Source organism: Peptacetobacter hominis (genome assembly GCF_006861675.1).
Lineage (GTDB): Bacteria > Bacillota > Clostridia > Peptostreptococcales > Peptostreptococcaceae > Peptacetobacter > Peptacetobacter hominis.
In genome coordinates this window covers 78,198-102,537 of record NZ_SGJB01000001.1, presented here as the reverse complement: position 1 = coordinate 102,537, position 24,340 = coordinate 78,198, and the positions used below count along the sequence as shown (strand labels likewise).

22 protein-coding genes and 1 pseudogene are annotated in these 24,340 nt (G+C 32.1%); 8 read left to right on the top strand and 15 right to left on the bottom strand.

The genetic code is table 11. The annotated features are described in order from the left end of the window. Nucleotides 1-590 precede the first annotated feature (590 nt). From dnaJ to lepA, 8 genes are all read right to left on the bottom strand, one after another. On the bottom strand, nucleotides 591-1,766 hold the full coding sequence (gene dnaJ / locus EXD82_RS00460; RefSeq protein ID WP_142534947.1) for a molecular chaperone DnaJ: 1,176 nt from the start codon (nucleotides 1,764-1,766) through the stop codon (nucleotides 591-593). A 174-nt stretch (nucleotides 1,767-1,940) separates the two neighbouring features. Then, a complete protein-coding gene (gene dnaK / locus EXD82_RS00455) occupies nucleotides 1,941-3,776 on the bottom strand; it encodes a molecular chaperone DnaK (RefSeq protein ID WP_142534946.1) in 1,836 nt (611 codons plus the stop codon). 60 nt (nucleotides 3,777-3,836) lie between these two features. Continuing rightward, nucleotides 3,837-4,400: a nucleotide exchange factor GrpE gene (gene grpE / locus EXD82_RS00450; RefSeq protein WP_330573670.1), complete on the bottom strand. Its 564-nt coding sequence runs from the start codon at nucleotides 4,398-4,400 to the stop codon at nucleotides 3,837-3,839. Nucleotides 4,401-4,420: 20 nt separating this feature from the next. Then, complete coding sequence (gene hrcA, locus EXD82_RS00445; RefSeq protein ID WP_142534944.1) at nucleotides 4,421-5,437, bottom strand: heat-inducible transcriptional repressor HrcA; 1,017 nt, start codon at nucleotides 5,435-5,437, stop codon at nucleotides 4,421-4,423. Nucleotides 5,438-5,623: 186 nt separating this feature from the next. Then, nucleotides 5,624-6,757, bottom strand: coding sequence for a radical SAM family heme chaperone HemW (gene hemW, locus EXD82_RS00440; RefSeq protein WP_142534943.1), 1,134 nt, complete (start codon nucleotides 6,755-6,757; stop codon nucleotides 5,624-5,626). A gap of 155 nt (nucleotides 6,758-6,912) precedes the next feature. Continuing rightward, nucleotides 6,913-7,785, bottom strand: coding sequence for a nitroreductase family protein (locus tag EXD82_RS00435; protein ID WP_142534942.1), 873 nt, complete (start codon nucleotides 7,783-7,785; stop codon nucleotides 6,913-6,915). A gap of 78 nt (nucleotides 7,786-7,863) precedes the next feature. After that, a complete protein-coding gene (locus tag EXD82_RS00430; RefSeq protein WP_174919116.1) occupies nucleotides 7,864-9,231 on the bottom strand; it encodes a CCA tRNA nucleotidyltransferase in 1,368 nt (455 codons plus the stop codon). A 74-nt stretch (nucleotides 9,232-9,305) separates the two neighbouring features. Further along, a complete protein-coding gene (lepA, locus tag EXD82_RS00425) occupies nucleotides 9,306-11,111 on the bottom strand; it encodes a translation elongation factor 4 (RefSeq protein WP_142534940.1) in 1,806 nt (601 codons plus the stop codon). Nucleotides 11,112-11,374: 263 nt separating this feature from the next. Between lepA and rpsT the strand changes: the two genes are divergently transcribed. After that, nucleotides 11,375-11,641, top strand: coding sequence for a 30S ribosomal protein S20 (rpsT, locus tag EXD82_RS00420; protein ID WP_142534939.1), 267 nt, complete (start codon nucleotides 11,375-11,377; stop codon nucleotides 11,639-11,641). 135 nt (nucleotides 11,642-11,776) lie between these two features. Here rpsT and EXD82_RS00415 read toward each other — a convergent pair whose 3' ends face one another. The 6 genes from EXD82_RS00415 to EXD82_RS00390 form a co-directional block, all read right to left on the bottom strand. Beyond that, nucleotides 11,777-12,751: a Gfo/Idh/MocA family protein gene (locus EXD82_RS00415; protein ID WP_142534938.1), complete on the bottom strand. Its 975-nt coding sequence runs from the start codon at nucleotides 12,749-12,751 to the stop codon at nucleotides 11,777-11,779. A 94-nt stretch (nucleotides 12,752-12,845) separates the two neighbouring features. Next, on the bottom strand, nucleotides 12,846-13,697 hold the full coding sequence (locus EXD82_RS00410; protein WP_142534937.1) for a MurR/RpiR family transcriptional regulator: 852 nt from the start codon (nucleotides 13,695-13,697) through the stop codon (nucleotides 12,846-12,848). Nucleotides 13,698-13,819: 122 nt separating this feature from the next. Beyond that, nucleotides 13,820-14,857: a DNA polymerase III subunit delta gene (gene holA / locus EXD82_RS00405; RefSeq protein WP_142534936.1), complete on the bottom strand. Its 1,038-nt coding sequence runs from the start codon at nucleotides 14,855-14,857 to the stop codon at nucleotides 13,820-13,822. Continuing rightward, a complete protein-coding gene (locus tag EXD82_RS00400) occupies nucleotides 14,817-16,088 on the bottom strand; it encodes a ComEC/Rec2 family competence protein (RefSeq protein ID WP_142534935.1) in 1,272 nt (423 codons plus the stop codon). The genes holA and EXD82_RS00400 overlap by 41 nt, the downstream gene beginning before the upstream one ends. A 77-nt stretch (nucleotides 16,089-16,165) precedes the next feature. Continuing rightward, nucleotides 16,166-17,350, bottom strand: coding sequence for a GNAT family N-acetyltransferase (locus EXD82_RS00395; RefSeq protein ID WP_142534934.1), 1,185 nt, complete (start codon nucleotides 17,348-17,350; stop codon nucleotides 16,166-16,168). Nucleotides 17,351-17,497: 147 nt separating this feature from the next. Then, nucleotides 17,498-18,415 (bottom strand): DUF2156 domain-containing protein, encoded by a 918-nt coding sequence (locus EXD82_RS00390; protein WP_142534933.1) that lies wholly within the window; start codon nucleotides 18,413-18,415, stop codon nucleotides 17,498-17,500. A 164-nt stretch (nucleotides 18,416-18,579) separates the two neighbouring features. Here EXD82_RS00390 and EXD82_RS00385 point away from each other — a divergent pair, with 164 nt between their 5' ends. Then, nucleotides 18,580-19,428: a ComEC/Rec2 family competence protein gene (locus tag EXD82_RS00385; RefSeq protein ID WP_142534932.1), complete on the top strand. Its 849-nt coding sequence runs from the start codon at nucleotides 18,580-18,582 to the stop codon at nucleotides 19,426-19,428. On the opposite strand, the pseudogene EXD82_RS00380 reads toward EXD82_RS00385, so the two are convergent. Then, a pseudogene (locus EXD82_RS00380) lies at nucleotides 19,425-19,844 on the bottom strand (tRNA threonylcarbamoyladenosine dehydratase); the annotation flags it as partial. The gene EXD82_RS00385 and the pseudogene EXD82_RS00380 sit on opposite strands and share 4 nt — an antisense overlap. 54 nt (nucleotides 19,845-19,898) lie before the next feature. On the opposite strand from EXD82_RS00380, the gene EXD82_RS00375 reads away from it, so the two are divergent. From EXD82_RS00375 to tet(44), 6 genes are all read left to right on the top strand, one after another. Beyond that, entirely contained in the window at nucleotides 19,899-20,150 is a 252-nt protein-coding gene (locus tag EXD82_RS00375) for a DUF3781 domain-containing protein (protein WP_021974314.1), read from the top strand. Nucleotides 20,151-20,155: 5 nt separating this feature from the next. Continuing rightward, complete coding sequence (locus EXD82_RS00370; RefSeq protein WP_021974313.1) at nucleotides 20,156-20,620, top strand: GyrI-like domain-containing protein; 465 nt, start codon at nucleotides 20,156-20,158, stop codon at nucleotides 20,618-20,620. 30 nt (nucleotides 20,621-20,650) lie between these two features. Next, nucleotides 20,651-21,127 carry a hypothetical protein gene (locus tag EXD82_RS00365; RefSeq protein WP_009270354.1) on the top strand — a complete coding sequence of 159 codons (477 nt, stop codon included), beginning with the start codon at nucleotides 20,651-20,653 and terminating at the stop codon, nucleotides 21,125-21,127. Nucleotides 21,128-21,368: 241 nt separating this feature from the next. After that, nucleotides 21,369-21,719 carry a VOC family protein gene (locus EXD82_RS00360; protein ID WP_087302310.1) on the top strand — a complete coding sequence of 117 codons (351 nt, stop codon included), beginning with the start codon at nucleotides 21,369-21,371 and terminating at the stop codon, nucleotides 21,717-21,719. 12 nt (nucleotides 21,720-21,731) lie between these two features. Beyond that, nucleotides 21,732-22,259, top strand: a complete 528-nt coding sequence (locus tag EXD82_RS00355; protein ID WP_087302312.1) for a PadR family transcriptional regulator — start codon at nucleotides 21,732-21,734, stop codon at nucleotides 22,257-22,259. A 49-nt stretch (nucleotides 22,260-22,308) separates the two neighbouring features. Beyond that, nucleotides 22,309-24,231: a tetracycline resistance ribosomal protection protein Tet(44) gene (gene tet(44) / locus EXD82_RS00350; protein ID WP_142534931.1), complete on the top strand. Its 1,923-nt coding sequence runs from the start codon at nucleotides 22,309-22,311 to the stop codon at nucleotides 24,229-24,231. The last annotated feature ends 109 nt before the right edge of the window (nucleotides 24,232-24,340 follow it).

Sequence of the window (24,340 nt, the reverse complement as noted above, 5' to 3'; positions counted from 1 at the left end):
GCCGGTGTGCCTTCGCCTGTGAATGCGGTGACAGTTCCAGCGCTGTCCGTCGTCCAGTAGCCGCCGCTTGTCACATTTTCGTTGCCTACATAGATCACCTGTCTGTTCGGCGCAGCCGCCAGCGCCGTGACGGGCAGTATAGAAATAATCATGCACATACTTGCAAACAGCGCAATTAGTTTTTTTCTCATAATCATTTCCTCCTTTTCTATAATTTCATATATATATACAGGTAAATTTAGCAAGAGAAGATTTATTCAAACAAAAAGGACACATCATATCCACGCAAAACGTGGGCACAATGTGTCCTATATATATCTATAAAATTTTTTACAACATAAAAGGACAGAGCCATTCTGTCTGTATTTTTATTTATTTGTCTAGTTATCTTATATCTATTCCTCATACAAATCAACTCTTTCTCACCCTTTTTTAAAAAAAAAAGCATAATATACTATATTCCAACAATCATTTTGCTTTCTAATAATTATAAAAATAAAATCCGTCTGGATCATACTGCCCGTATATAGGCATGTATTTTCCCGACGGATTGTTTATTTTATTCGCATATCAAAAATCCTTATCAGATTTTATTTTTTCTTTCCAAAGAAATTCTCTATCTTTTCGCTGAACGTTTTTTTCTTTTCATGGTTGCCCGACCCACATTCACCTGCGAATTCTCTTAGTATTTCTTTCTGTCTTTCATTAAGTTTTTTCGGAACTTCAACAGATACCTTTACATACTGGTCTCCTTTTGAATTTCCTCTCATACGTTTTATACCTTTTTCTTTAAGTCTGAATACTGTTCCACTCTGAGTTCCCTCTGGTATAGAGTATTTGACCTTACCATCAAGTGTAGGCACCTCTATCTCATCACCAAGAGCAGCCTGAACAAATGTTATAGGTATTTCAAGGTATATATCGTATCCATCTCTCTTGAATACAGGATGTGGAGCAACTTCTACAACTATATACAGATTTCCTCTAGGAGCTCCCGGTTCACCGAATTCTCCCTGACCTGCAAGTTTTATCATCTGACCATCGTCTATTCCCGCTGGTATATCGACTTCGATAGTCTTAGTCTTTCTTACGCTTCCTTTTCCACCACATACATTACATGGAGTATCTATTATTTCACCTGTACCTCCACATGTAGGACAAGTTCTGTTTGTAGCTATGTTTCCAAACGGAGTTTTCTGTACGCTTCTTATAGATCCTGTTCCGTGACAGTTAGGACAAGTTTTTTTAGATGTTCCAGGTTTGCATCCTGTTCCATGACAGTTGTCACATTCGTCGTTTCTTGTTACTTTTATTTTCTTTTTAACACCTTTTGCAGCTTCTTCAAATGTTATTCTGACAGACTGTCTTATATCGGCACCTCTCTGAGGACCTCTTCTGGCACTTCCGCCACCGCCGAAGCCTCCAAATCCTCCGCCGAATATATCGCCGAATATATCTTCAAATCCGCCGAAACCTCCGCTGAATCCGCCACCGCCGAATCCACCGAAGCCTCCCTGGCCTCCGAATCCGCCCTGACCGTTTACACCGTCATGACCGAACTGATCGTACATTTTTCTTTTTTCGTCGTCAGAAAGTACTTCATACGCTTCGTTTACTTCCTTGAATTTTTCTTCTGCTTCTTTGTCATCTGGATTTCTGTCCGGATGATATTTCATGGCAAGTTTTCTATATGCTTTTTTAATTTCCTGAGCAGTTGCACCTTTGGCAACTCCAAGGACTTCATAGTAATCTCTCTTACCGCTCACTTTGTGCACCCCTTTTAAATATTTAATTTTCTCTCATTAAAACAATAGCTTGTAGAATACAAACTACAAGCTATCATCTTCTATATCATTCTACCTAACTATATTATTATATTATTCAGTCTCTCAAAACTCAAGTTTTATAGGACTATTTCAGAAATATAGTTATCTTTTATCTTATACTTCTTTGAAATCTGCATCTACAACATTGTCATCGTTGTTTGATGATCCTGTTTCAGCCTGTTCAGCACCTGCCTGCTGCTGAGCCTGCTGTGCCTGCTGATACATTACTTCAGATACTTTCTGGAATTTCTGCATTAAAGCATCTATTGCATTTCTTATTTCTTCAGCTGTTGCATCTTCTTTATCTTTTGCAGCTTTTACATCTGCTATAGCTTTTTCTATTTCAGCTTTATCATCAGCGCTTATTTTGTCTTCTACTTCTTTTAATGTTTTTTCTGTCTGATATATAGTTGATTCAGCCTGGTTAACAGCTTCTATTTTTTCTTTTTTAGCTTTATCTGCTTCAGCGTTCATTTCAGCTTCTTTAACTTTTCTTTCTATTTCTTCTTCAGAAAGGTTAGTGTTAGAAGTTATTGTTATTTTCTGTTCTTTTCCTGTTCCAAGGTCTTTTGCTGTAACGTGAACTATACCGTTTGCGTCTATATCGAATGTAACCTCTATCTGAGGGATACCTCTCATTGCTGGTGGTATATCAGTTAACTGGAATCTACCTAATGTAGTGTTGTCGTAAGCCATACTTCTTTCACCCTGAAGTACGTGTATATCAACTGCAGTCTGATTGTCAGCTGCTGTAGAGAATATCTGTGATTTCTTAGTAGGTATTGTAGTATTTCTTTCTATTATCTTAGTAAATACATTACCTAATGTTTCTATACCAAGTGATAATGGAGTAACGTCAAGTAATAATAAGTCGTTTACTTCACCAGTTAATACACCTGCCTGTATTGAAGCACCTGCTGCAACACATTCGTCTGGGTTTATTCCTTTGTGTGGTTCTTTTCCTATGAATTTCTTAACAGCTTCCTGAACTGCTGGTATTCTTGTTGAACCACCAACTAATAATACATCGTCTATTTCTGATACTGATATTCCTGCATCAGATATTGCTCTCTTCATTGGTTCCATTGTAGCTTCAACAAGTCCAGCTGTTAATTCTTCAAATTTTGCTCTTGATAAATCAACATTTAAGTGTTTTGGACCTTCTGCTGTAGCTGTTATGAATGGAAGGTTTATGTTAGTTGACATTGTAGAAGATAATTCTTTTTTAGCTTTTTCAGCTGCTTCTTTTAATCTCTGTAATGCCATTTTGTCATTTCTTAAATCTACACCTTCAGCTTTTTTGAATTCTTCTGCAAGGTAGTCTATTACTATTTTATCGAAGTCGTCTCCACCAAGTCTGTTGTTACCAGCTGTTGCAAGAACTTCAAATGTACCGTCACCTATTTCAAGTAATGATACGTCGAATGTACCACCACCAAGGTCGAATACTAATATTTTCTTATCCTGATCAAGTTTATCCATTCCGTATGCAAGTGAAGCTGCAGTTGGTTCGTTTATTATTCTCTTAACGTCAAGTCCTGCTATTCTACCTGCATCTTTTGTAGCCTGTCTCTGAGCATCTGTGAAGTATGCTGGAACTGTTATAACAGCTTCAGTTACTTTTTCTCCAAGATAGCTTTCTGCATCAGCTTTTAATTTCTGAAGTATTATAGCTGATATTTCCTGTGGTGAATATTCTTTTCCATCTATGTTTACTTTGTAGTCAGTACCCATATGAGTTTTTATTGAACTTATAGTTCTTTCAGCGTTTGTTACTGCCTGTCTTTTTGCAGGTTCCCCTACTATTCTTTCTCCATCTTTAGTAAATGCAACTACTGATGGAGTAGTTCTCATACCTTCTGAGTTTGCTATTATCTGTGGTTCCCCACCTTCTAAAACTGCAACACATGAGTTTGTTGTTCCTAAGTCTATACCTATTACTTTTGCCATTTTGTTTTCCTCCTGTTTATCTATACATATAATTGATTTTTTACTTTTTTAATATATCATTTAGCATGATACCTTAACCATTGATGCTCTTACTACCTTGTTTCCAAGTTTGTATCCTTTCTGAAGCACCATTACAACTTTGTTTGCTTCAACTCCTTCAACTGCTTCCTGCATTACTGCAAGGTGGAAGTTAGGATCAAAGTCACATCCTTCAGCTTCTATTTCCTCTACACCGAATTTTGAAAGTGTATCAAGAAGCTGTTTGTGTACAAGTTCTATTCCTTTGTACATCTGATCTTCTTTATCCTGAGAAGATTCCATAGCTCTTTCCATACTGTCTATTACAGGGATAAGCTCAGTTATTATCTTCTCGTTTGCAAATAATCCTATAGTTTCTTTTTCTTCATTTGTTCTTCTTCTATAGTTTGCATATTCAGCCTGAAGTCTCTGATATTTATCATTAAGAGAATCTATCTCATCTTTCAGTTTCTTTTCCTCAAGCTTTTCATTTATATCTGTAACATTATCATCTTTTTCTTCAGAAACTGTTTCTTTGGTTTCTTCACATTCCGATGATGCTGCAGTTTCCTTTATTTCTTCGTTTGTTTTCTTATTTTCTTCCAAGACGTACACCTCTCAGTTTTTTATTTTTTATTGATAAGCATGCTCATATAATTTATTATAGAGCAAAGTCTTTCATAATCCATTCTGGTAGGTCCGATAAAACTTATCTTTCCAAGAGCATTTTCGCCTACATTATATGTTGCTGTAACAATACTACAGTCCTTTGCAAGCTCCCCTCCATTTTCAACCCCGATTGTTATTTTCCGGTTGTCTTTTGTTATTCCCGGTTCTTTGATAAGTTTTGCTATATTTTCTTTTTCCTCAATCATATTGAGAAATTCTTTTGCCTTTATTACATCTCTGAACTCAGGATAATTGAAAATATTTGTTGCTCCACTCAGATACATCGAATAATCTCCTTTTGAGCTTTCCTGATTGAGCATGTTTATAATCTCATCAACTATTATTGAAAACTCTCCTATCTGATATTTTATATATGATATAAAGTTATCATCAAGGTCTGATACACTCTTTCCAGACAACCTCTTTGTAAGGTTATCTGAGATTATGTTCAGCTTAGACTGTTCTATGTTTGAAGTGGTCTTTATGTGAGTTTTTCTGATGTCTCCTTTTTCTGATACAACGATTAAAAGTATGTCCTCATCAGAAAGGTTGACAAGCTGTACATGTTTTATTATGTTATCCTGAACTTTCTTTGTTATGGCAACTGTCGTATAGTTTGTCAGCTTAGAAAGCATTTTTGATGTTTCATTCATAAGCCGGTTTATATTTCCTATATTATGTTCCATACACATTTCTATAGCATGTTTCTCATCATCTGTCAGTTCATTTTTTCCCATAAGAGAATCTACATAAAGTCTGTATCCTTTTTCTGTAGGTACCCTACCTGCAGATGTATGTGGCTGAACCAGATATCCAAGTTCTTCCAGATCTGCCATTTCATTTCTTATGGTAGCAGCACTGACACCAAGGTCATATTTTTTTGAGATGGTTCTTGAACCGATTGCCTCAGCAGTCTCTATATAATCTTTGACTATGGCTCTGAGTATATTTAATTTTCTTTCATTCAGTTCCAATTTTTATCACCTCTCGTTTTGTTAGCACTCACTAGGTAGGAGTGCTAAAAACCTTATATCTATTTTATACCACCATAGAACTTCTTTGTCAACACCTTTGATTAAAATATTTTTGTTACTTTTAAATTAACCTTTTTCACGCAAAAAATCCGCATATACTGCACATGCAACATATACGGATTTCTATTAGCCACATATTATATCGAGAAACACCTTGTTCGAAATTTCTCTACCTGATTGAGTAAGTTTTATTCTATTTTCATCACATTCTATAAGATTATCTTTTTTCAGCCTTTCAATAATCTCTTTTCTGTATTTTCTTATATCAATACCAGATATTTTTTCAAAATCCTCGTACAGAACTCCCTCATTCATTCTCAATCCCATAAAAACAAGTTCCTCAAATTTTTCTTCATCTGTAAGCACTTCCTCTGATAACACAGGAAGTTTTCCTGCTTCAACAGTTTCATTGTATTCATCAACTTCCGGTATATTTGAATATCTTCTATTTCCTATATATCCTGAAGCCCCTGCTCCCAGACCTATGTAGTTATCACATTTCCAATAGATTATATTGTGTCTGCATTCTTTTCCCGGTTTTGCATAATTTGATATTTCATACTGCATATAGCCATTTTTCTTCAGATAATCTATTGTGTATCTGTACATTTTTATATCTGTATCATCTCCACTTAGAGTAAATTCACCTCTTTCGTACATATCGCAAAGCTCTGTCCCCTCTTCTAGTATCAGAGAGTATGCAGAGATATGTTCCGGATTTAGCGATACGACTTTTTCCAGAGTTTCCATCCACTCTTTTTCCCTCTGGTTTGGGAGGTTGTACATCAGATCTATATTTACATCGTCAAAGCCGCATTTTCTGACAAGATTATATGTTTTTTCAAATTCTTCAAATGTATGAATTCTTCCTATATATTCAAGTATATCGTTCTGAACCGCCTGAAGACCTATACTTAGCCTGTTTACCCCGGATTTTTTCATGGCATTAAGTTTTTCTTCATCAAGTGTACCCGGATTACATTCCATTGTTATTTCAGCATCTTCTGATATATCAAATGAACTGTTAAGTTTTTCAAATATACTTTCTATCTCATCCGGTTTAAGTATACTCGGTGTACCACCGCCAAGAAATATAGTATCTATTTTTCTTTTGTTATCCATTTTAGAATAAATTTCAATTTCTTTTTCAAGTGCTTTTATATATCTTTTTTTCTTTTCTATATCTATTTTATATGAGTTAAAATCACAGTATCTGCATTTTTTTACACAGAACGGTATATGTATATAAATTCCGTACATAAATACCTCCTTTGAATATTATAGTTTCAATAATAACACGTTTTCGTATGCTTGTGAACCAGTACCTCTTACTTCCAGACAATGTCAATACTACTGCATTTATAAAATAAAAAGGGACAGTAAAAACTGTCCCTAAAAATCAACCTAAGTTTAAATTACATTTTGCAGTATCCTACAACTTTGAATCCAGCTGGTACGTCATATCCATTTGCATCTGCATCAAATACCCATTTTGAATCCATTAATGTAGCATCTACTATTGCTCCGAAATAAAGCATTACTATACCTGAGTCTATGCTTCCTTCGTATTCATTTTTAAGTTCTTCTACATCTACAGCAAGTACAACCTTACCTCCGTCAACTATAAATCTCCATGGCTGTCTGTTAAGAGCTGATGGAGCAAGTCTTGCATATGAGAAAGCTTCAAGAAGAGCTCTTTCTTCAAGAACTTCAAGATCTGCATTCTGTCCCCATTTATCCATAAATACTATTTCTTCAACAGCTTTTCTTCCTGATGCTATTACATCAGATTCTTTTGCCATTTCAGATTTAGAGTAGTTTTCTCCTGTTTTTGTAGCATTTACAACTTTTTTCTTTGCTTCTTCAGCATATCCGAATGCTATAAGAGCTACAAGTTTTTTGTCTGTAAGCAGTCCAAGTTTTTCAAGTATTGCATTTCCATCGCTGAAAGTTATCCAGCATGAATCTATTCCGAACTCAGTAGCTTTTAATCTTGCTTTTTCTGCCACATATCCTGCATTTTCTATATAGTTATCCTTTTCTTCTGAAAGCATAATCATATAGTGTGGAGAATCTATAAGGAATCCATTGTATCCTGCAAGTCCATCTATTTTATCATATATTTCATTTTTATTGTAAAAAGATATTTCTGTGTCTATTTCTGGAACAAGAACTTTTGATGTTTCGACAAATCTTTTTATTTCATCGAAATATCTATTTTCTACTTCCTTTTCTTTAAAACTTCTAACCGATTTTGAATTAAGTATAAGATTTTTATAATCTATCATCAATAACACACCCTTCTTTATTTCCCGTACTGGAATTTTTTCTTACTTACGTTAATTATATACCCTTACACAATATAATTAAACATATTTTTGAAATTTTACGAAATTTTCAGCCTCTTTTAAAAGCGTATCTTTTCTGTTCATTTCAGGGTTTTTTATTACTTTTTTCAGGATTTCTTCAAGTATCATTCCAATCTGTTTTCCCGGTTTTATTCCCATTTTTATTATATCTTTCCCCGTTATTTCCAGTTCAGATACCTTGAAACATTCTCCTTTTTCTTTTATATCATCAATTATTTTTCTTATCTCAGATATTACATACAAGCCTTCATTGTCAAATGCATCAATTATTTCTGTCACATGTGAGAATTGCACATCTTTTATAAGTTCAAGCTCAGCTTTCATCTCAGCTTCTCTCACATATAAGTATTCATTGAATTTATCGGCATTTCCAAATCTGTTCAGATGTTTTTTTATATCCACTCTGTCTATATATATATTTCTCGCTCCATAGTTTATTATATATGAAGATTTTTCAACTGTTTTATTGTCAAATCTAAGTGCTTTCATTATATCTTCAATTTTTCTTTCTTTATTATTTGTACATATATAATACGTCCACATAAGAGCTGCCATTTTTTCAGCCGCTCCACCCTCACATAGTCTGCACATTTCGACAGATTTTCTGTATAAATCAAGCCCTCTGAAATCTTTTACACCTTTCAGCTTTTCAATTTCTTCTATTATATATGTAAGAAGATTACACTCACCAAGTGTATATATCTGAGATGCATCGGACATTATAAGTTTTACAAACTCTGTATTTATCCTCTCTTTCGATATACACTCAATCGATGATGACAGTTTTTTTATTGCATCTTTTGTATCTGTTTCTATTTCGAATCCAAGCTGGGCTGAAAACCTGATTGCTCTCATCATCCTTAGAGCATCCTCTTCAAATCTTTTGTATGGATTTCCAACACATCTTATTATTCCTTTATTCAGGTCCTCTATACCACCAGAGATATCAACAAGGCCTCTTTTATAGTTATAAGCCATCGCATTTATTGTAAAGTCTCTTCTCTTCAGGTCGTCTTCTATGTTTTTTGAAAATTCCACGCTGTCCGGATGTCTTCCGTCACTGTATTCTCCATCTATTCTATATGTAGTAACTTCATAGCATTTCCTGTCTATTATCACAGTTACAGTTCCGTGCTCTATTCCTGTATCAACTGTTTTTTCGAATATAGATGCTATTTTATCTGGTGGAGCATCTGTTGTAATATCCCAGTCATTTGGAATTCTTCCAAGTATACTGTCTCTTATACATCCACCTACAGCAAACGCTTCAAATCCATTTTTTTCAAATTCTTCTATTATATATTCAACGTCTTTCGGTATATCGATTTTTATATCACTTATATCTAATATATTTACTTTTTCCATAGTATTTAAAAATACTCCTTTTCGATATTTTAAAAAAGGGATATCCATAACGGATATCCCAAAACAATCTAATTCTAGCTGTCAAGTTTAAGAACTGACATGAATGCCTTCTGTGGAACCTCAACGCTTCCGATCTGACGCATTCTCTTTTTACCTTCCTTCTGTTTTTCAAGAAGTTTTCTTTTACGCGATATATCCCCACCGTAACATTTTGCAAGAACGTCTTTTCTAAGTGCGCTTATAGTCTCTCTTGCTATTACCTTGTTTCCTACAGCTGCCTGTATAGGTACTGCAAACTGATGTCTAGGTATTTCGTCTTTAAGCTTTTCACACATAGCTTTTCCTCTTGTAAATGCTTTTGATTCATGTATTATGAAACTAAGTGCGTCTACCTGTTCCTTGTTTATAAGTATATCAAGTTTTACAAGTTTTGATGGAACGTATCCCTTCATTTCGTAGTCTAAAGATCCGTATCCTCTTGTTCTTGATTTAAGTGCATCGAAAAAGTCGTATATAACCTCATTCAGAGGAAGATCATAGTGAAGCATAACTCTTCTATCATCTATATACTCCATATTATGCATTGTTCCTCTTCTTTCCTGACAAAGCTCCATAACAGCACCTACAAAGTCTTTCGGTACTATTATATCAGCCTTTACTATAGGTTCTTCTATCATATTTATTTCACCTGGTTCAGGAAGGTTTGCAGGGTTCTGTATCATAAGAACCTCTCCATCTGTTTTTGTTACTCTGTATATAACAGATGGTGCAGTTGTTACTATATTAAGGTCAAACTCTCTTTCAAGTCTTTCCTGCATTATCTCCATATGAAGAAGTCCAAGGAATCCACATCTGAAACCAAATCCAAGTGCTGCTGATGATTCAGCTTCAAATTCAAGAGCTGCATCGTTTACCTGAAGTTTTTCAAGTGCATCTCTTACGTTTTCGTATTTTTCTCCTTCTCCCGGATATATACCACAGTAAACCATCGGTGTTGCCTTTTTGTATCCAGGAAGTGGTTCGTCTGTTCTGTTGTTCGCATCTGTTATTGTATCACCGACACGACAGCTTCTTATATCTTTTATACTCGCTGCAATATATCCAACGTCTCCTGCTGCAAGTTCCGGAAGTTCAAAATGGTTTGGTGCCATTACACCAACCTCTGTAACTTCGAATTTCTTTTTGGTATTCATCATTTCGATTGTCATACCTTTTTTTACAGTTCCCTCAACTATTCTTACATATGCAACAACACCTTTGTATGCGTCATAATATGAGTCGAATATAAGTGCTTTAAGAGGTTTTTCAGCATCTCCCTCAGGAGCTGGTATATGTTTTACTATTCCCTCAAGGACATCCTCTATGTTTATTCCGTTTTTAGCCGATATAAGCGGTGCCTCTGATGCATCAAGACCTATATAGTCCTCTATTTCAGCCTTTACTTCATCAGGTCTTGCACTAGGAAGGTCTATCTTGTTTATTACAGGAAGTATTTCAAGATCCTGTTCAAGGGCAAGATATACGTTGGCAAGAGTCTGTGCCTCAACTCCCTGTGCTGCATCAACTACAAGTATCGCTCCCTCGCATGCTGCAAGACTTCTTGAAACCTCATAGTTGAAGTCGACATGTCCCGGAGTATCTATAAGATTAAGATAGTATTCCTCTCCATCTTTTGCTTTGTATACAAGTCTTACGTTCTGAAGCTTGATTGTTATACCTCTCTCACGCTCAAGGTCCATATTATCAAGCAGCTGAGACTTCATATCTCTCTCACTTACAAGACCTGTATTCTGTATCAGTCTATCTGCAAGTGTAGATTTACCGTGGTCTATATGCGCTATTATACTAAAATTTCTTGTTCTGCTCTGTTTGCTGGCCACTCAATTTTCCTCCTTCTTTTATTTTCATAATTACTATTTTACTTTATATCACGCCCTGTGTAAATAGAAACAGCGGCTGTATTGACAGGTATTTGCACTATACTGTATATTATACAATAAGATAAGTAATGATAAACAGATAGATATGAAAAATTATATTCATAAAGTATATTTTTCCCTTGATTTTTAGTTTTATATCTGTTAAAATCTAATATGTTGACGATGAGTGATTAATAATAAAGTTATTATGGGAGGTGAAACGAATGGCAAACATAAAATCAGCTAAGAAGAGAATAAGCGTTATAGAAAAGAAAACTGCTCTTAACAGAGTTAGAAAATCTCAGATAAAAACTGCTATAAGAAGATTTGACGAGGCAGTTGCTGCAGGAAACGTAGAAGATGCTAAGGCTAGATTCCAGTACGCTCAGAAGAGAATATACCAGGTAGCTTCTAAAGGAACTATACACAAAAATGCAGCAGCTAGAAAAGTTGCTAAATTAGCTCAGAAATTAAATGGTATGAACGCTTAATTACCATAATAAAAAAGATCGCTATACCCCCGTTCGCTAAGGGGGTTTTTTTATTTTATATATAAAACAAAATAAACGGTATGTCTGTATTTTATACATTCATACCGTTTTTATTTATATATCCTTATTTTATATTTATTCTTCCTCAGGATATTTCATTCCCCATTCTCTTCTTATCTGTGTCATTATATCCATTACATCTTCTGTATACTCAGGATACATAAGATTTTCATTTCCGGATACAGTTTTCTCCATATCTTCAACTTCATATAAAAGTGCATCTGAAGTGTTTCCTGCTTTTATTGTTTCTTTTTCTCCACTTTCTGTATATGTTATTACAGCCTCCTGACCTCTTGGATATTCATAAAGCTCAACGTATCCTTTATCAAAGGATATAGTTCCTCTCTTCGGCTGTTTTGAATGAAGAGAAAGCATCACTGTTGCCATTTCCTCTTCTTTGTTTTTCAGAAGAATTCCTGCCTGCTCATCTACACCTGTTGGAGCATATCTCACCTGCGACAATATCTGATCAGGCTTTGATGTCATAAACCATCTTATAAATGATAGAGCATATACACCTATATCAAGCATCGCTCCTCCTGCAAGATTTCTGCTGAAAAATCTGTTGTTCATATCGTATTCTTTATAACTTCCAAAATTCATCTGTATAAGATTCAGTTTTCCAAGTTTCCCTGAGTCGATTATATTTTTCAGTTCCTTGTATATAGGCATATGGAATATCGTCATTGCTTCAGCAAGAATAACATTATTTTCCTTAGCAATTTCCATAGCTTCTCTGAGCTCCTCTATATTAAGTGTTATAGATTTTTCACATAATACATGTTTTCCTGCTGCAAGAGCCTTTCTAAGATATTCTATATGAGTGTTGTGAGGTGTTGATATATAGATGATATCCACATTCTCATCCTCAAATACATCGTCTATTCTATTGTATACTTTTTCTATACCGTATTTTTCAGCAAAAGAAACCGCCTTTTCGTGGGTTCTATTGGCTACTGAATAAAGTTTTTTGCCTCTTTTTTCCATAGCTTCTGCAAGCTGATTTGCTATGACACCACATCCAAGTGTAGCCCATTTATATTCCTTCATAACAACCTCCTAATATATTGATGAGTATTTTTCATCTATATATTAACACGATATTTTTTTTCGGTCAACTCTGTTTCACAATATTTATTATCGTTTAAATTTTTTCATCAGCCATCATCTTTTCACACATACTTACTTTTTCATATCTTTCCTTTTCTCCTGACGCCAATATAAGATGTATTATTTCTATCACAGTCATCGCCGATACTCTAGAAAAATAAAATTCATTCATAAATAATCTTTCTTTTGTTACTGTTTTTATATGATAATCAGATATTTTAGCTATTGCAGAATCCGGATTGTTCGTTATTCCAATTGTTTTTACTCCTCGTTTTTTTGCCTGTTCAACCATAGAATAAACTTTTTTTGATTCCCCAGAATTCGAAATAGCAACTATTACATCATTTTTTTCAAGTGTCATAGAAAATGCAAGCTGTGTTTCCCATATAGGAGAAGATACTGCTTTTATACCTATTTCACTCAATCTATATGCTCCATCAAGAGCTACAGGTATCGTATTTCCAACTGCAACGAAATTTACTATATTTGCCTTTTCTATTAAATCTATCACTTTTTCCAGTATATTGCTATCAATCATATCTATTGTTTCCTGTATTTCAGCAGCTTTATTTGCTGCAATGCGATTCAAAGATCCTCTTATATTTTTTCTCGTAATATCATTTGCGATTTCTCTTGTGCCATGAGCTGAATTAACAATTTCTCCGGCTATACTTATTTTCAAATTATGAAATCCACCTGAATTACATTTTTTGCATATCCTGGATATTGTTGCCACACTCACACCACTTTCTTTTGCAAGTTCTCCTATAGTCATATTTATAACTTTTCTACTGTTTTTTATTATATATGAGGCAACTTTCTTTTCCTGCTCATAAAAATCGTCATACATTTTATACAATCTATCTAAAACTGAGTCTTCGTTCATTCTCTTATGCTCCCTTCATCAAAATAAAGTTATTTTTTATATAATTATATAATACATCACCTTTTTTTGATACACTTAAAAAGGTCCGAAACCTTATAAATAGATTTCAGACCTTTTTCATTCTATTTCCGTATGCAGTATCTGCTTATCAGCATTTCAACTGATACAACATCTCCTATCATACCGTTTTTTATTTTATATTCACTTTCAACCATATAATTCATAATTTCAAGTATTATACTATCTGAGAAGTTCTCAGCCTGTCTTGAAGCATTTCTGATTACAAACTCCTGAACGCCGAGCTTTGATGCCATTTCAGCCGGCTTCATTTTTTCATTTTTCATATCCTTTACCTTCAGAATTATTCTGAACTGTCTCGATATCAGGCTCATTATTCTAAGTACAGGCTCACCTTCAAATATCATATCTCCAAATATTTTAAGCGCTTCAGGTGCATTTTTTGCACCGATACAATCTATCATTCTAAAAATATTATTCTCAACTTTTCTTGGAGAAAGTTTTTCTATTATATCATTTGTAACAGTGTTTCCAGCACCGGTATAAGATGCAACTTTTATAATTTCATTTTTTACATCTGTAAGAGTCATATCACTGTTTTTATCTCTATAGCCAAGCTGTTCTATAAAATATGCAACTGCCGCATTTTCTATAACAGTATTCATTCTTTCAAATTCTCTTTTTACCCATCTGAAAAGTTCCATATCTTCAAGTTTTCTGCATTCACATACCACACCGGTATTTTTTATTTTTTTAAACATGGATTTTCTTTTGTCCACATCACCATATACTATAAATACAAGTACAGTAGTTTCCGGTATATTTTCCAGCCTTTCAAGAAGATATTTTTCATCGCTGTCAGAGAAGTTTTTTCTTGTTCCTGTCAATATCTCAAAATCTTTTACTATTACTACCTTTCTTGCATCCATAAACGGAAAAGTTTCTATCGAGCTTAAAAGCTGATCCAGCTGAACCTCTTTGCCGTCTATTATATCGAGGTTAAAATCCAGCATATCCGGATTAAGCCCTGCCCTGAATTTTCCAACGGCATCTTCAAGAAGATAATACTCTTTTCCATAAAAAAGATACAGTCTGTCAAAATTATTCACTTTTACTTTTGCAACAATATCCCTGTAATCCATTTTTCTGTTCTCCGATAACCTTAAACCCGTAAAATTTTATTCCTAGACATACTATTATATAATAAATCCGAATAAAACTAAAGCCTAATTTATCAAATTCTATATAAGAAAACCATATTTTATCTACACAATCGAGCAGAAAATATATAAAATCTATAAGAGATGAATTTATAAACGCTATAATCTGTCCTAATTCTATAATACTTATTGCAGAAAAAATTATAGATACAATATCCATATATACAATAGATGCAACAAATGGAACCGCAAGAATATTGGCAATCGCACTTAAAACAGAAATTCCATCAAACAGATATACAATTATCGGTAGCGTCATTATATTTGCCGACAATGTCACTGATAATATCGGGATTTTTAAAATCCCATTTATTATCGGATAGAAATATATTATAGAAAAAGCGGCAAGAAAACTCAACTGGAATCCCGTATTGTATATCACATATTCATTCATTATTATCATGATCGAAGCTATAAATCCAAGAGTATTTATACCGTCTCTTCTTATATCATAAAAAAAACATATATGAGATAAAAAAGCTGCTGCAGCTGCCCTTCCAACCGATGGTGTTCCACCTGCCACAAAGAAATATATAAATATCATTATATCAGAAATTATAAGTGTATATCTCCTATCCAGTATTTTCCCTGTAAATTCAATCAATACACAGAGTATCGATATATGCATTCCCGATATTGCTATAATATGACTCACACCAGTCCTTGAAAAAAGCCTCTCATCCTCTTCATTCATAAACTCTTTTTCTCCAATGAGCATCGAATTCAGAAAGTCAGATTTTTCCTTGTACAGAAATCTGTTTTCTTCTCTGATTGTTTTCCTTATTTTTTCTATAAATACATAAAAAGTATCTTCTCCTACTTTGTCAATTGTACTGCATTTTATATATCCGTCTATTCCACAGCTTTTCAGATATCTTCCGTATTTGAAATCATCGTACACCATATCATTCATATTTTCATATTCACCGGATACCTTAACCACATCTCCTGTATTAAAGGAATTTATATCAGAGTTACACCTTACGATAATATCATCCACCAGATATTCTATATATTTCTCTTTTTCTGTTTTGTCCTTTATTATTCCCGTTATATAATCTGGAGTTGTGTCATAGACTATATTTTTTCCGCTTGTCGATATATATGAAACTGCTATAAGTATCATACACAATATAACTGCTGGTCTTCTCATATATGCACTTCCTGTAAATAATATTCTATCTAATATTATTTACAGGAGTTGAGTTTATATTCATATCAATCTATATTTTAATCATATTCATTTATATGATTTCTTCTTTTAACAAAAAGTCTTTTTAGAACTTCTTTTTTATCGTCTGAAATTCCAAGATTATAAACAAAATCAGCCTCATCTATATCTATATACGAAAAGACAAGCTGAGATATACAGTTTATATTCATTGATACATCAGAGTTTTCCTCATTATATTCAAATTTTTCATATGTAATTCCATCATCAGAAGCTCTTATATCATAGACTGCATTATTTGATTCTATATAATCATCCTTTATTGCTACTTTTATAGAGTCCTCAGCATTTACACCTGAATTACATTCAGAAACCATAGAGTCAAGTACTCCATCAAAATTTATTACTCTTCCCATCATAAACTGCTTTTGAATAGTTTCTGTTTTTCTCGGGTTTCTTATTACTTTTCCTACACAGTTTCTTATATCCTCCATTATTACAGCCTTGCTGCATTGAGTATTGTGGTTGTATATAAATCCTATTGCTGTTTTAAGAGTACTGATATCTGTAAAATATAACTCCCTTACAAACAAAGTTCCAGAATCCATAGAATACACCATATATCCTGAAAGTTTTCCAGATTCATCCTCTATTCCATATATATACGATCCGTCTGCTTCAGCTTCTGCAAACATATTTTCAAATCTGAATCTATCTCTGATAACATATCCATTGTTCATTTTGTTCACAGAATCGTATAACTTTATAAGTTCATTTATATCATCTAATGTAAGTCTTCTGACATTTTGTTCTATTCTAAATCCCGAAAGTTCCTCCATATCTATTCTATGTTCCAGTATATCGTAACAGTTTTCATATCCATATCTTCTATAAAGCCTGAAATCTATAGGCATAAGAAGAGAAACATTCTGACCTCTTTTATACATTTCATCAAGGGAAAACTTCATCATTTTCTTCATTATACCTTTACCTCTCGCTTCAGGCATAGTCGATACCCCTACTACATAAGATACATTTTCTTCTTTTTCATTTAACATTATTTTGTACTGATTAAGTTGTATAGATGCTATTGCCTTTTCATCATCACAACACACAACTGTATCCTCAGGCTTCAGTTTTCTGTCAAAATAATATTCATTGTATGCTTCACTTTCAGCAAAACAGTATCTCCACATCTCTTTTATATCATTGATATTTTTTTCATCAGCTATATATACTTTCATATCGTATCTCCTATCTGGCTTTTTTATAATTTTATATTTACTTTAAATGTATTTTTTATACTCTTAATAATTTATCTTCATATGCAGTGCTTAATAATTTCTATTTATACAATAAATGCAGGGAATAATCCCTGCATCTATAATAACCTATTTCTCTCTTACTGTATACTTTTCTGCAAATCTTATCGGATGATAAGAAAGTTTTGCTTTTCTAAGTCCCTCTATTCCCAGATCCTCTTCTCTGTTTACAAACTCTACATCTGGAAACTCATTTACAAGGAACTGCTGATTTATAAAAGGATATAGACCTCTTATTTCTGGATTTGCCTTTTCTATATGTATAAGCGCCATATTTTCATTCAGATATTCACCTATGCTGAATGCTTCAAGAGTACCATCCATAAATACTCCAAATACTTTTACTCGTCCATCAAATCTGTCAAAGTTTTTAAATACCTTTTCTATAGCTATTTTTTCATCATCTTCAACTTCCTGATCATTTTCTTCTTTCTGCATTGCCCATTTGTCAACAAGTTCCATACATGCACCAAAATCATCTTTTGTAAGAAGTCTCATTTCATATCTTCCCTCGTACTCTTTCAGGAAGTAATTCAAATGGTTTCTTTTCTTCTGATTTTTTCTTCCTTTTAATGTTCTAAGCGATTCTGCATCATATATATAATCGAAGAAATCTCTTTCTTCTATATACTCAAATTTTTCACCGTATTTATCTTTCAGAAACTCTACTATCTCTTTATTTATCCCTCTAAGATATACTTTACTTTCTATTTTTTCAAAATAATCCATAGCAAAGTTTATCGCTTTTTCCATATTTTCTCTTGATGCAAGTGGTAGCACAGAGAATATCTCTCCATCAAATTCCCCGAATATAACCGCAAAATCATCCTCTATATGGTATTTTGTTTTGTATGTATGCTGCCACATAAACATTGTAGTGAAACAGTATTCACATGCATCATAATCCACCATATCAAAGAATGGCGTAAGTTTTTCTATAGCTTCTATATTTATATCATTAAATTCCTTTAATATTCCGTTTATCATCCTATCATCTCCCTATCGACATATCATACTACTTTAAAATGAATTTAAATTGAATATTTATGTATATTATTTCTTTTTTCCGTCCAAAATAATATTAGATTATTATACTTGCTTATTTTACCCTTATCAAAACAAATTTAAACATATTTTTTTGAGGTGATATAATGAAAACATTTCCTTTTTTTAAAGTCATATTGGTAACTTCTATATCTGTTCTTTTGATTATAGGTTGTTCAAAAGGCGATATCTTTTCTGTTCATATTATTGATGTGGGACAAGGAGACAGTATTCTTATACATACAGAAGATAATATAAACATTTTGATAGACTGTGGTGATGAGGATGCAGAACATAAGGTTTATTCACATCTCAGAAAAAATGGAATAAGAAAAATTGACATGCTTATTGCAAGTCATACAGATAGTGATCATATTGGAAGTATGGATTATATAATAGATAAAATGGATATAGGACTAATATATATTACAGATGGAGATACTTCAGATGAATCCTATGATAATATACTTGATTCGTGCAGAGAAAAATCACTAAAGATAAAATATCTTCACAAGGGAGATTCTTTTAAAATAAATAATAATACCAAAATGGAAATTTTATCACCGTCATACGTATCTGAAAACAACAACGATAATTCTGCTGTTATTCTTATAAAGTATTTCGATAATAAACTTTTATTTATGGGAGATGCTGAAAAATCGGTTGAATCAAATATTATTTCCTCTGGCTATAATATTTCTGACATAGATTTTTTAAAAGTTGGCCATCATGGAAGTTCATCCTCATCCACAAAAGAATTTATAGATATTTTATCTCCAGAAATTGCAGCTATATCATGCGGCTACAGGAATAGATATGGTCATCCTCATAAAACAGTTATAAAAACTCTAAAAGACAACGACTGTTCTGTTTTCAGGACTGATATGAATGGAACTCTTGAATTTTATTTTGAAAAAGATAATATTTATACAAAGAAAAAATACAGGGTTGATTAACCCTGCATTTCATTTATTAAATCCCTTATGACTGCAGATGCTATCACAAGACCTCCAACTGAAGGTACAAAGGATACACTTCCTGCAGTCATTTTATTTCCGTTCATTATTTTTTTCTTTGGTTCTATAGCTTTCTCAGTAGAATATACGACCTTTAGTTTTTTGATTCCTCTCGATTTAAGTTCTCTTCTCATTACTTTCGCAAGCGGACACATACTTGTTTTGTATATGTCTGTTATTTCAATTTTAGTAGGATCAAGTTTATTTCCCATCCCCATAGAGCTTATTATTTTTATTCCTTTTTCCGTACATTTCTCTATAAGATGAATTTTTGAAGACACCATATCTATTGCATCAATCGCATAATCATAATCTTCGCATAATATTTCATCGGAAGTTTCAGCATTGTACAGTTTTGCTACTGCATTTATATTATTACAGATAAATAGTAATTTGTAGAGGAGATATTTATGGAAGATAAACAAGTATTATTTAATAATATAGATAAAGTTCACACTACCGAAATGGGTATTGATAGAATTAAGAAAAATCTTAAATTAGATACTGATGATGTTGTTGAGTATTGTAAGAATAAAGTTTTAGATAAAAATTGTAACATCTATAAACAGGGTAAAAATTGGTATTGTGAAATTGATAATATAAAAATAACAATCAATTCATATAGTTATACAATTATAACAGCACACAAATTAAAGAGGTAAAATAGATGGATTATCAAATAATAGAATTAGAAGAATTTAATGTAATAGGAATAAGGTATGAATTATCAAAATCATTAAGTAATAATGTAAAATTAGCACAAAACCATTGGAAAATATTTAATAGTAAATTAAGAAATAATAAGTTATATTTAGGAAGTAATTGGTGTAAATATGCTTTTATTGAAAAAATAGAAAATAAGATATTTTATTATATATCTATTCCTAAAAAAGATTTTGTACCAAATGATTTTACAGAAAAGATAATTTTGAAAAGTAAATATTTAAGGGTAGAACATATTGGTAATATGAATAAACTAAAAGATACTATCAATTATGTTTATAAAGAAATAATACCTAAAAATAATATTTTAGTAGAAAATAGGCAATTTGTTTATTTTGAAAAATATGATTATAAATTTCATTGGAATAGAGAAGATTCTGTTATTGAGATCTATATTCCGATTAAATAACAAATTACAATATGGAAGTGAGATGAGTTAATGAATATTCACTTTGGATTTTCATATATAGGTTTAATATTTTTACTAATGTTGATGTTACCAAATATTATATGGAGTAAAAATAAGCCTAAAGGCTATGATAAATATGTAAAAAATGAAAATAAAGTATTACTACTATTGGAGTGGCTTGGAGAAATGCTAGTAACCTGTCTGTCATTGATATTTAGTGATTTTAATATAAATAAAATATCAAACTGGTCTAGTATATTGTTAATTGCCTTTATTATAATGATTTTATACGAAATATATTGGATAAGATATTTTAAAAGTAATAAAACAATGAAAGATATGTATAGTAGCTTGTTAGGAATACCAGTTGCAGGAGCTACTTTGCCAGTAGTTGCATTTCTGTTACTAGGTATATATGGTAGAAATATATTTCTTATTATATCAACAATAGTATTAGGAATAGGACATATAGGAATACACTTAAATCATAAAAAAGAATTAGAATAAGAAATTACAATTTTATAGTTATTGATTTATAGTAATTTACCGAAAAGATTGTCAGTAATGACAGTCTTTTTTGTACGACAAGCAGTTATACAAATAGATTAGTTCAGTGCAACTAATCTATTTTTTATAAGAATTATAAACGAATTAAATGCAATTATTTTTTTATTATTTATTGACATTTAATTATAACTACTATAAAATATAGTAGTATAGTTTGTAGTAGAAAGAAGGGCTTAAATATATGAAAAATTATGACAACTATTTTCTTCCTGTAGATAATATGGAAGAAGCAAAAAGATACTATGAGGAAATATTGGGGTTAAAAAAGAAATTTGATTTCTCTGATAAGGGAATGGTTGCTTATAATATTGGAAATGAAGAACCTGCAATAATTTTAAAAGACAAAAATAAATTTGAGAATTTAAAGCCTACAATATGGTTTGAAGTAGAAGATGTTGCAATCTTCTATAAAGAAATGTTGAATAATGATATAAAATTTTTGAGTGAGCCTTTTAAAATTGGAACTGGTAATGCAGTCGAGTTTGAAGATCCATTTGGAAATAGACTTGGCGTTACAGATTATATTAAGTAAGGAGTAGAGATTATGTCAAATATAGATTTGGTATTATTAGGACTTATTAAACAAAAATCACAAAGTGCTTATGATATTAAAAAAAATATAGAATATCGTAATATACCAAGATGGGTAAAAATTAGTGAACAGTCTATTTATAAGAAAGTATTACAATTAGAATCAAAAGAATATATTGTTAGCCATAAAGAGAAAGAGGGAAATATGCCAGATAAAGCAATATATACTATTACTAACAAAGGTAATGATTATTTTAATAAACTTATGAATGATATTTCAAATTCTGATGTTAGTCTATATTTGGATTTTAATGTTATTATCACGAATTTAGATTTAGTAGATGATGAACAAAAACAGATTCTTGTTTCTAATATAAAATCAAAGATATTAGAATTAAAAGAATTACTAAATGAAAGACGTTCTCATAGACAACATATTCCTAATGTTGGAAAACAAATGTTCAAACAACAATTAGCATTAGTAGAAACATTAGAAAAGTGGATAATTGATTTTGAGAATAGTTTAAAAGAACAAAATTAGCAAATATTGATTTTAAGTTAAAAGATAAATTTGTAGGGAGGGAAATTCCATGAAAATAATCAACATTGGTATTCTTGCTCATGTAGATGCAGGAAAGACGACCTTAACGGAAAGTCTGCTTTATACAAGTGGAGCAATTTTAGAATTAGGCAGTGTAGATAAGGGAACAACAAGGACAGATACTATGTTTTTAGAACGTCAGCGTGGAATCACAATTCAGGCAGCAGTTACTTCTTTTAATTGGAATGACTACAAAATCAATATTGTAGATACTCCTGGACATACAGATTTTATAACAGAAGTGTATCGTTCCTTATCTGTTCTTGATGGAGCTATTTTAGTAATTTCTGCTAAAGATGGTGTACAAGCACAAACCAGAATACTATTCCATGCACTTCAAAAAATGAATATACCAACAATTATTTTTATAAATAAAATAGATCAGGATGGAATTAACTTAAATAATATTTATCAAAATATCAAAGAAAAACTTTCAAATGATATTATTGTTATGCAAAATGTAACATTAACTCCAGAAATATCAATTAAAAATATTATTGATTTAGATGATTGGGATCCTGTAATTTCCAAAAATGATAAACTTTTAGAAAAATATATTGCAGGAGAAAAATTGACTATACAAGAATTAACGTATGAAGAATATAGGTGTGTTAAAAAAGGTTCGTTGTTTCCTATATACCATGGAAGTGCTAGAAATAATATAGGGACTCAACAACTCATCGAAGCTATTTCAAATCTTTTTTGTCCTGAAATGAATGAGAATGATTCAGAACTATGTGGAAGGGTTTTTAAAATTGAATATACAGACCATAAGCAAAGATTAGTTTATTTGCGTCTTTACAGTGGAACATTACACTTACGAGATACAATTATATTGCCAGAAAAAAAGAAAGTGAAACTTACAGAAATATATATTCCTTCAAATGGAGAAATGATACAGACAAAAACAGTTTGTTCTGGAGATATTTTTATTATACCTAACAATACATTAAGATTGAACGATATTATAGGAAATGAAAAGCTTTTGCCATGCAATGTATGGAATGACAAGCCTGTACCAATGCTACGAACAAGAATTGAACCGATAAAAATAGAAGAGAGAGAAAAATTATTGGATGCTCTTACAGAAATTGCAGATACTGATCCTCTTTTACGTTATTGTGTTGATACGATAACACATGAAATCGTCATTTCTTTTTTAGGAACAGTGCAGTTAGAAGTTATCTGTTCTCTGTTGATTGAAAAATATCACATAAACATAAGAATCGAAGATCCAACCGTAATTTATTTGGAAAAGCCATTACAAAAGGCAGATTATACTATTCATATTGAAGTACCACCAAATCCATTTTGGGCATCAATTGGATTATCAATAACTCCACTTCCAATTGGCAGTGGAATACAGTACGAAAGCAAAGTTTCACTCGGTTATTTAAATCAAAGTTTCCAAAATGCAGTAAGAGAAGGTATTAATTATGGACTGGAGCAAGGTTTGTATGGCTGGGAAGTAACAGATTGTAAAATATGTTTTGAATATGGTGTTTATTATAGCCCTGTTAGTACTCCCTCGGATTTTCGTTTTCTTGCCCCAATTGTACTTGAACAAACATTGAAAAAAGCGGGAACGCAATTATTAGAGCCATATCTTTCGTTTATACTTTTTACACCACAGGGATACCTTTCTCGTGCATATAATGATGCACAAAAACATTGTGCAATAATTGAAACTAGTCAATCAAAAAATGATGAAATTATTTTTACAGGACATATTCCTGTACGTTGTATTAATGAATATCGTAATACTTTAACTCTATATACAAATGGGCAAGCAGTTTTTTTGACAGAATTAAAAGATTATCAAATTGCTACTTGTGAACCAGTTATTCAATCACGTAGACCAAATAATCGAATAGATAAAGTACGCCATATGTTTAATAAAAAAGAAAATTAAGTTACTATTCGCTAAATTACAATTTGTATAGTTGAGATAATAGGAGCCGAAAGGCTCTTTTTTTTATACTTTTAAATTTTGTTCACTTACAAAACTTTTCTTATTGCTT

What these genes read in the sequence shown, in the direction of transcription:
- EXD82_RS00355 (WP_087302312.1), top strand. Translation starts at nt 21,732, where the DNA reads ATGTCAAATATAGATTTGGTATTATTAGGACTTATTAAACAAAAATCA.
- EXD82_RS00415 (WP_142534938.1), bottom strand. Translation starts at nt 12,751, where the DNA reads ATGAAGGAATATAAATGGGCTACACTTGGATGTGGTGTCATAGCAAAT.
- EXD82_RS00390 (WP_142534933.1), bottom strand. Translation starts at nt 18,415, where the DNA reads ATGATAAACGGAATATTAAAGGAATTTAATGATATAAATATAGAAGCT.
- holA (WP_142534936.1), bottom strand. Translation starts at nt 14,857, where the DNA reads ATGGATTACAGGGATATTGTTGCAAAAGTAAAAGTGAATAATTTTGAC.
- EXD82_RS00400 (WP_142534935.1), bottom strand. Translation starts at nt 16,088, where the DNA reads ATGAGAAGACCAGCAGTTATATTGTGTATGATACTTATAGCAGTTTCA.
- EXD82_RS00370 (WP_021974313.1), top strand. Translation starts at nt 20,156, where the DNA reads ATGGATTATCAAATAATAGAATTAGAAGAATTTAATGTAATAGGAATA.
- EXD82_RS00360 (WP_087302310.1), top strand. Translation starts at nt 21,369, where the DNA reads ATGAAAAATTATGACAACTATTTTCTTCCTGTAGATAATATGGAAGAA.
- EXD82_RS00430 (WP_174919116.1), bottom strand. Translation starts at nt 9,231, where the DNA reads ATGGAAAAAGTAAATATATTAGATATAAGTGATATAAAAATCGATATA.
- EXD82_RS00435 (WP_142534942.1), bottom strand. Translation starts at nt 7,785, where the DNA reads ATGATAGATTATAAAAATCTTATACTTAATTCAAAATCGGTTAGAAGT.
- EXD82_RS00385 (WP_142534932.1), top strand. Translation starts at nt 18,580, where the DNA reads ATGAAAACATTTCCTTTTTTTAAAGTCATATTGGTAACTTCTATATCT.
- hemW (WP_142534943.1), bottom strand. Translation starts at nt 6,757, where the DNA reads ATGTACGGAATTTATATACATATACCGTTCTGTGTAAAAAAATGCAGA.
- EXD82_RS00410 (WP_142534937.1), bottom strand. Translation starts at nt 13,697, where the DNA reads ATGAACGAAGACTCAGTTTTAGATAGATTGTATAAAATGTATGACGAT.
- rpsT (WP_142534939.1), top strand. Translation starts at nt 11,375, where the DNA reads ATGGCAAACATAAAATCAGCTAAGAAGAGAATAAGCGTTATAGAAAAG.
- EXD82_RS00365 (WP_009270354.1), top strand. Translation starts at nt 20,651, where the DNA reads ATGAATATTCACTTTGGATTTTCATATATAGGTTTAATATTTTTACTA.
- EXD82_RS00395 (WP_142534934.1), bottom strand. Translation starts at nt 17,350, where the DNA reads ATGAAAGTATATATAGCTGATGAAAAAAATATCAATGATATAAAAGAG.
- EXD82_RS00375 (WP_021974314.1), top strand. Translation starts at nt 19,899, where the DNA reads ATGGAAGATAAACAAGTATTATTTAATAATATAGATAAAGTTCACACT.
- dnaK (WP_142534946.1), bottom strand. Translation starts at nt 3,776, where the DNA reads ATGGCAAAAGTAATAGGTATAGACTTAGGAACAACAAACTCATGTGTT.